General features: G+C 73.4%; 5 protein-coding genes and 1 pseudogene. 4 read left to right on the forward strand and 2 right to left on the reverse strand.

What is annotated here, in order from left to right:
• The 4 genes and pseudogenes from ABT245_RS45310 to ABT245_RS45325 all read left to right on the forward strand — a co-directional run.
• A pseudogene (locus tag ABT245_RS45310) lies at window positions 1-156 on the forward strand (flavodoxin-dependent (E)-4-hydroxy-3-methylbut-2-enyl-diphosphate synthase); the annotation flags it as partial.
• A 669-nt stretch (window positions 157-825) separates the two neighbouring features.
• Window positions 826-1,674, forward strand: a complete 849-nt coding sequence (locus ABT245_RS45315) for a GNAT family N-acetyltransferase (protein WP_351746855.1) — start codon at window positions 826-828, stop codon at window positions 1,672-1,674.
• A gap of 835 nt (window positions 1,675-2,509) precedes the next feature.
• Complete coding sequence (locus ABT245_RS45320; protein WP_351746858.1) at window positions 2,510-3,079, forward strand: GNAT family N-acetyltransferase; 570 nt, start codon at window positions 2,510-2,512, stop codon at window positions 3,077-3,079.
• Window positions 3,080-3,120: 41 nt separating this feature from the next.
• On the forward strand, window positions 3,121-4,824 hold the full coding sequence (locus ABT245_RS45325) for a proline--tRNA ligase (protein WP_351746861.1): 1,704 nt from the start codon (window positions 3,121-3,123) through the stop codon (window positions 4,822-4,824).
• A gap of 744 nt (window positions 4,825-5,568) precedes the next feature.
• Here ABT245_RS45325 and ABT245_RS45330 read toward each other — a convergent pair.
• Window positions 5,569-6,471 (reverse strand): aminoglycoside phosphotransferase family protein, encoded by a 903-nt coding sequence (locus ABT245_RS45330; RefSeq protein ID WP_351746864.1) that lies wholly within the window; start codon window positions 6,469-6,471, stop codon window positions 5,569-5,571.
• 31 nt (window positions 6,472-6,502) lie between these two features.
• On the reverse strand, window positions 6,503-6,979 hold the full coding sequence (locus ABT245_RS45335) for a ferritin-like domain-containing protein (RefSeq protein WP_351746867.1): 477 nt from the start codon (window positions 6,977-6,979) through the stop codon (window positions 6,503-6,505).
• Window positions 6,980-7,016 lie beyond the last annotated feature (37 nt).

Genomic DNA, 7,016 nt, shown 5'->3' on the forward strand with positions numbered 1-7,016 from the left:
GGCAAGGGGCAGATCTTCGTGAAGGGTGAGGTGATCAAGACGGTGCCCGAGTCGAAGATCGTCGAGACCCTCATCGAGGAGGCGATGAAGATCGCCGAGCAGATGGAGTCCGAGGGCGTGGCCTCCGGCGAGCCGTCGGTGTCGGTCGCCGGCTGACGCCCGCCCCGAGCGCCCGGTCGCTCGCCGTGGCGCCGCCCCCTACAGGACCACCTCCCGCCCATCTCGGAGTCCCCCTACGGCGTTCGGGGCGGCGGAGTCAAGAACGGCGGTCTGCGGCCGGGCAGTTGGAACGACGCTGCATACGGCCGCGTCACCGGCAGCCGTACGCACGCCGACACCACCCGGTACCTCCACGTCACCACCCGCCCCCCGTCGGCGACCAGATCCGCGTCCCCGACGACGGTCACCGCTGCGAGCCAACCCGCCGTGTCCGACGGCCACTTCACCACCCACAGCACCAACGAGGGTGTCCTGCCGGCGAGTTACGCCCTCAATGTCCCTGAGTGACGGCGGCGACATACGGCGTGAGGCGCGCGCCCGGAGCGCCGGAGAACCCGAGGCATCCGCTTCATGGGCCCCCGGACCGGCCGTGAGCCCGCGGCAGCAGGCTCGCCGAGGCCACGACCTGCTCCGCGCGGACCGTGCCCGCACCCGCGCATCCACAAGATCCAGGACGGCCGCGGCCGTCCCGGCATCGGCCGCGGCCGTCCCGTCACTCGCGGCCGACCGACCGCCCCGACCGCACCGTCCCCGTGGGGCGGCGCGGCACAAATTCGGCGGGTACAGTGCGGAGATCAGCAGAACCCCCAGGGTGAGGCCCCGCACGTGTTGACCCAGACCACCTCACGGGTGCTCGAACCGAGCGACCTGGACGCCGCGCTCGCCGTCCTCGACCGCGAGCCCGTCGCGAACGCCTTCGTGACGTCCCGGGTGCAGGTGGCGGGCCTCGATCCGTGGCGGCTCGGCGGGGAGATGTGGGGCTGGTACGAGGACGGCATGCTGACCTCCCTGTGCTACGCGGGCGCCAACCTGGTGCCGATCTGCGCCACCCCGAGGGCCGTACGCGCCTTCGCCGACCGGGCCCGGCGGGCCGGCCGCCGCTGCTCCTCCATCGTCGGCCCCGCCGAATCCACCGCCCAGCTGTGGCGCCTCCTCGAACCCCACTGGGGCCCGGCCCGCGAGATCCGCGCCCACCAACCGCTCATGATCACCGACCGGCTGCCCGTCGACATCGCCCCGGACCCCTACGTCCGTCGCATCTGCAAGGACGAGATGGAGACGATCATGCCGGCGTGCGTGGCGATGTTCACCGAGGAGGTCGGCGTCTCCCCGCTGGCCGGCGACGGCGGACTGCTCTACCAGGCCCGGGTCGCCGAACTCGTCGGCTCCGGCCGCTCCTTCGCCCGGCTCGACGGCAACGGCAGGGTCGTGTTCAAGGCCGAGATCGGCGCGGCGACCGACCGGGCCTGCCAGATCCAGGGCGTCTGGGTGGCCCCCGAGTACCGGGGGCGGGGGCTTGCCGCCCCCGGCATGGCGGCGGTGCTGCGCTACGCGCTGGCGGACGTGGCCCCCGTGGCGAGCCTGTACGTCAACGACTTCAACACCCCGGCCAGGCGCACCTACGTGCGGGTGGGCTTCCGGGAGGTCGGCGCTTTCATGAGCGTGCTGTTCTGAACCGGCCTGTGCCGAGGGGACCGACGGGAACGCCAGAGCCGCCCGACCCGGCCACGCCTGGGTCCGGCGAGACGGGCACGGGCTGAGAAAGCCGCCCGAGCCGGCCGATCCCACATACCGAACAGTGCCCACAGGGGCAGTTGATCCCCTTGTGCCTGGCCCGCCTGAGCGGGCGTGCGTGGGTCGGAGGGGCCGGGCGTGAATGAAAGAGTCGGCCGACCACATGCCGGACAGTGCCCACAGAGGCAGTTGAGCCGCCTGCGCTCGCTGAGCCGCTTGAGCGGGCGCGCCTGGGTCCGAGGGGCCGGGCGTGGATGAGAGAGCCTGCCGAGCCCGCCGATCCCAGGGGGCACGACAGTGCCCACAGGGGGGCTTGAGCCGCTTGGGCTCGCTGAGCCGCCCGAGCCGGCCACGCCTGGGTCCGGGGAGACGGGCACGGGCTGAGAAAGCCGGCCGAGCCGGCCGATCCCACATGCCGGACATGCCATGGAGGCAGTTGAGCCGCCTGCGCTCGCTGAGCCGCTTGAGCGGGCGCGCCTGGGTCCGAGGGGCCAGGCGTGGATGACAGAGTCGGCCGACCACATACCGGACAGTGCCATGGAGGCAGTTGAGCCGCTTGTTAGGTTCGAGGGACCGGCGATGAGAGAGCCTGCCGAGCCCGCCGATCCCAGAGGGCCCCACCGTGCCCACAGAGGCAGTTGAGCCGCGTGGGCTCGCTGAGCGCGCCGAGTCGGCTGTGGCCGGGATGCGTTTCCGGGTCCTGCGGGACGTCTCTCGGCCACGAGGGACGCATGGGCCCCGCGGACACCCGAAACACCCCTGTAGGCTCCGGGCCATGGACCTCGTGATCGGCCCCTTGGACCTCCCCGCCCACGTCGACGAGGCCCTAGCCGTCCAGGCCGTCGCCTTCGGGCTGGGCGCCGACGAGATCGCCGTGCGCCGCCACATCGTCCTGCGCCACATGACCTACCCGGGCGCGCGGGCCTTCGGCGCGATGGTCGCGGGCCGGCTCGTCGGATTCGTGTACGGCATGCCCAACGACCGCACGCACTGGTGGTCCACCGTCGTCGAGCCGTACCTGCGGGCGCAGGGCCATGACCAGTGGCTCGACGACTCCTTCGTGATCACCGAGCTGCACGTGCACCCGCGCTACCAGAACCGGGGCATCGGCCGCGCCCTGATCATCACCATCACCGACGGCGCCGCCGAACCCCGGTCGATCCTCTCCGCGATCGACACCGACAGCCCGGCCCGCGGCCTGTACCACTCCCTCGGCTACCAGGACCTGGCCCGCCAGGTACTGTTCCCCAGCGCGCCCAGGCCGTACGCGGTCATGGGGGCGCCGCTGCCCCTGCGGCGCCGCCGGCCGGGAATGGATTTCCGGCCATGGCAGCCGCCCGGCTAACCTCCTAGCCATCACCCTTCCCCGGCAGGAGTACGAGAACGATGGCGAACGCACCGGTCCAGCGCATGTCCCAGTTGATGGCCAAGACGCTGCGCGACGACCCGGCGGACGCCGAGGTCCTCAGCCACAAGCTGCTCGTCCGCGCCGGCTATGTGCGCCGCACCGCCGCCGGCGTGTGGTCCTGGCTGCCGCTCGGCAAGCGGGTCCTCGCCAACGTGGAGCGCATCGTCCGCGAGGAGATGGACGCGATCGGCGCCCAGGAGGTGCTGCTGCCCGCACTGCTGCCGCGCGAGCCGTACGAAGCGACCGGCCGCTGGGACGAGTACGGCCCCGAGCTGTTCCGCCTCCAGGACCGCAAGGGCGGCGACTATCTGCTCGGCCCCACCCACGAGGAGATCTTCACCCTGCTGGTGAAGGACCAGGCGTCCTCCTACAAGGACCTGCCGGTCATCCTCTACCAGATCCAGAGCAAGTACCGCGACGAGGCCCGGCCGCGCGCGGGCATCCTGCGCGGGCGCGAGTTCCTGATGAAGGACTCGTACTCCTTCGACCTGGACGACGACGGCCTCGCGCGCTCCTACGCCCTGCACCGGCAGGCGTACCAGCGGATCTTTGACCGCCTCGGCCTCGACTACCGCATCTGCGCGGCCACCGCGGGCGCCATGGGCGGCTCCAAGTCCGAGGAGTTCCTGGCCCCGGCAGGGGCCGGCGAGGACACCTTCGCGGACTGCCCGAACTGCGAGTTCGCGGCCAACACCGAGGCGATCAGCTACGAACTGAAGCCGGTGGACGGCTCCTTGGTGCCCGCGGCCGAGGAGATCCCCACCCCGGACACCCCGACCATCGAGACCCTGGCCGCCTCCCTCGGCGTCCCGGCGTCCGCCACCCTGAAGAACCTCCTGGTCAAGGTCGACGGCGAGATCGTCGCCGTGGGCGTACCCGGCGACCGCGAGGTCGACCTGGACAAGGTCCAGGCGCACTTCGCCCCGGCCGCCGTCGAGTTGGTCACCGCCGAGGACTTCACAAGCCGTCCCGACCTGGTCCGCGGCTATGTCGGCCCGCAGGGCCTGGAGAAGGTGAAGTACCTCGCCGACCCGCGGGTGGCGCCGGGCACGGCGTGGATCACAGGCGCCAACAAGGAGCACACGCACGCCAGGAACGTGGTCGCCGGCCGTGACTTCGAGGTGGACGAGTACGTCGACGTCGTGGTGGTGCAGGAGGGCGACCCGTGCCCGAACTGCGGCACCGGCCTCAGGCTGGACCGCGCCATCGAGATCGGCCACATCTTCCAGCTGGGCCGCAAGTACGCCGACGCCCTCAAGCTCGACGTCCTCGGCCAGAACGGCAAGCCGGTACGGGTGACCATGGGCTCCTACGGCATCGGCGTCTCCCGCGCGGTCGCCGCCCTCGCCGAGCAGACCGCCGACGAGCAGGGCCTGTGCTGGCCCGCGGAGGTCGCACCGGCGGATGTGCACGTGGTGGCCGCGGGCAAGGCCCTGCAGACCGAGGTGGCGCTCGACGTCTCCGAGCAACTGGCCGCGGCGGGCCTCCGCGTCCTGGTCGACGACCGGGCCGGGGTCTCACCGGGCGTGAAGTTCACGGACTCCGAGCTGATCGGCGTACCCCGCATCCTGGTGGTGGGCCGCCGCGCGGGCGAGGGCGTCCTCGAACTGAAGGACCGCAGGACCGGCCACCGCGAGGACCTGACCGTCCCCGAGGCAATCACCCGCCTGACCTCGAACTGACCCCTCCGGCACCAACAGCGGAATCCTTCCGCCACCCGGACCACCCCGACCGGTCTTCCGGCCGGGGCCCCGGGCGCCGTCCCCGAGTCGGACACCCCAGCCCCCCATCCGAACCGACACGCGCATCCCGCGGAGGCCGCCGCGGGCACCCCACTGGGGAAGGCCGGCGGTCTCCGTCCGAGGCGATCGCGGGCTCCGCCGGGGCTGCGGAATCTCCCGGTCCAGCCACCCTGAGGGCCCGCCCGGACCGGCACCGGGGGGCCGGGGGATTCCCGGCCGAGTGGGGCTGCGGATCTCTTGGGAGGCGGCTGCCTGGACGATTCGTCGGGGCCGTAGCGGAATCCTTCCGGCACACCGGGCGATCCCGACCGGGGCCCCGGACCCCTGGGTCAGACACCCCATCCCCCCATCCGAACCGACACCGCGCATCCCTGCGGAGGTCGCCGCGGGAAGTGCTCCGGCCGGGGGACCTCTCGTAAGGCGGTCCGCTCGACAACTCGTCGGGAGGGGCCGCAGCGGAACCCCCTGGGGAGGGAGACGAAGAGCCTCCGACCCCTCTGGGAGGGAGACCACGAGTCTCCGTCCGAGGTGGCCGCCCCCAGAGATGCCGGCAGCCCGGAATCTCCCGGGGCGGACACCCTGAGGGTCCCTCCGGGCCGGCAGCGTGCCATCTCTTCCGTGGGCTGTCGCGGAACCCCGCTGGGGGCCGGAACCCGGTGCGCACCTGGCCCGGTTCGGCCGGCCCTACAGCCAGGTCGCGAACTCCAGGAGCAGTTCGGTGTCTTTGGTGCGGCCCGCTCGGCGGGACCGCAGGGCGGACTCCACCGCGCGGAACAGGGTCCAGCCCCGCAGCCGGTCCTGTTCGACGTCCAGTGCCTCGGCGAGCCGCTTCACCCGGCGGCGGGTGGTCGCCGAGCCCGACGGGGAGGCGATCAGGTCCTCCACCCGGTCCCGGACCAGCCGCGCCAGATCGAAGGCGCACTCGCCGACCACCGGGTCCGGCCCCACCGCGAGCCACGGCATCCGCTCCCCGGCGAGCACCTTGCTCTGCCGGAACGTGCCGTGCAGCAGGCGGTGCTCGGGCGGCGCCGCGAGCAGTTCCTCGCGGGCCGTGAGCGCCGCGTCGACCAGCGGCAGCACCCCGGCGTCCGCCTCGGCCCGCATCGCCGCCGCCTGCCGCCCGGTCCGCTCGGCCACCGTCTCGAAGGGGTGCCCGGCCACACCGCCGGGCGGCTCGACCCACAGCCGCCGCAGCGTCCCGGCCGCCTCCAGCAACGCCCGCGCCTCCGGCAGCGAGCGCACCGACACATCCGGGTGCAGCCGCTCCAGCAGCAGTTCGCCCTCCGTCACGAAGGGCTCAAGCAACTGGACGGCGCCCAGCCCGCCCCAGTGCGCGAGCGCCGCACGCTCACTCTCCGGCCGGGCCCGGCGCGGCGCCAGCTTCAGCACGGCCGGGTACCCGTCCGCCCGCCGCACCAGCAGCACCAGGCTGCTGCGCCCGCCCGGCACCTGCACCCGCTCCACGGTCAACTCGCGCAGTGCGACGGCCTGCCGGGCCGCCTCGGGCAGCTTCTCCAACCAGTCGTCGACGTCCGGTGCCGTCTCACCGAGCGCGCGCACCAGGCGGCGCGGCGGTTCGAAAGACATGCGCGAGTCGTTCCCTTCCTGCTGTACGGGGCTACGGCGTACGCGTCGCCGGAGCCCGGCCGCTCCCGGTCGTCTCGCCGGCCCGTTCGGCGAGACCAGGGAAGGCTACGCTCTCCCCGCGCCAGCGCACCGCACGCACCGCGGCTTCCCGCAGCGCCGCCGCGGCCGAGCCGCGCTGCCGGCCGGAGACCGCCCGCACCAGGTCGGAGTAGACACCGGCGACCCGCTCCTCCAACTCGGCGGCGAGCCGCAGCGCGGCGGCCGAGTCCGGCACCGGGAACGGCAGCGCGTAGGCGGCACTCGCCGCGACCGGCTCACCGCCCCGGTCGCGCACCGCGCGCGTCAGCGCGTCCCGTCGTGCCCGGTGCGCGTCCCACGCCGCCCGCGCCTCGGCCCGGCGCCCCGCGGCGATCCGCCCGCCGACCACCCCGTACCCGTACACCGCCGCGTGCTCGGCGGCCAGCGCCGCCTGCAGTGCCGTCAGCCCGCCGTCCTGCGTCTCGCTCATCCGGCGCCCTCCTTCCGCGCTGCCCGGCCGGCCGGGC

Origin of the sequence: Streptomyces sp. NPDC001508 (genome assembly GCF_040298665.1) — a bacterium.
GTDB lineage: Bacteria > Actinomycetota > Actinomycetes > Streptomycetales > Streptomycetaceae > Streptomyces.

Bases quoted from the DNA above. Each gene is read 5' to 3' on its own strand.
- ABT245_RS45325 (WP_351746861.1), top strand. From the start codon at position 3,121: ATGGCGAACGCACCGGTCCAGCGCATGTCCCAGTTGATGGCCAAGACG.
- ABT245_RS45320 (WP_351746858.1), top strand. From the start codon at position 2,510: ATGGACCTCGTGATCGGCCCCTTGGACCTCCCCGCCCACGTCGACGAG.
- ABT245_RS45330 (WP_351746864.1), bottom strand. From the start codon at position 6,471: ATGTCTTTCGAACCGCCGCGCCGCCTGGTGCGCGCGCTCGGTGAGACG.
- ABT245_RS45335 (WP_351746867.1), bottom strand. From the start codon at position 6,979: ATGAGCGAGACGCAGGACGGCGGGCTGACGGCACTGCAGGCGGCGCTG.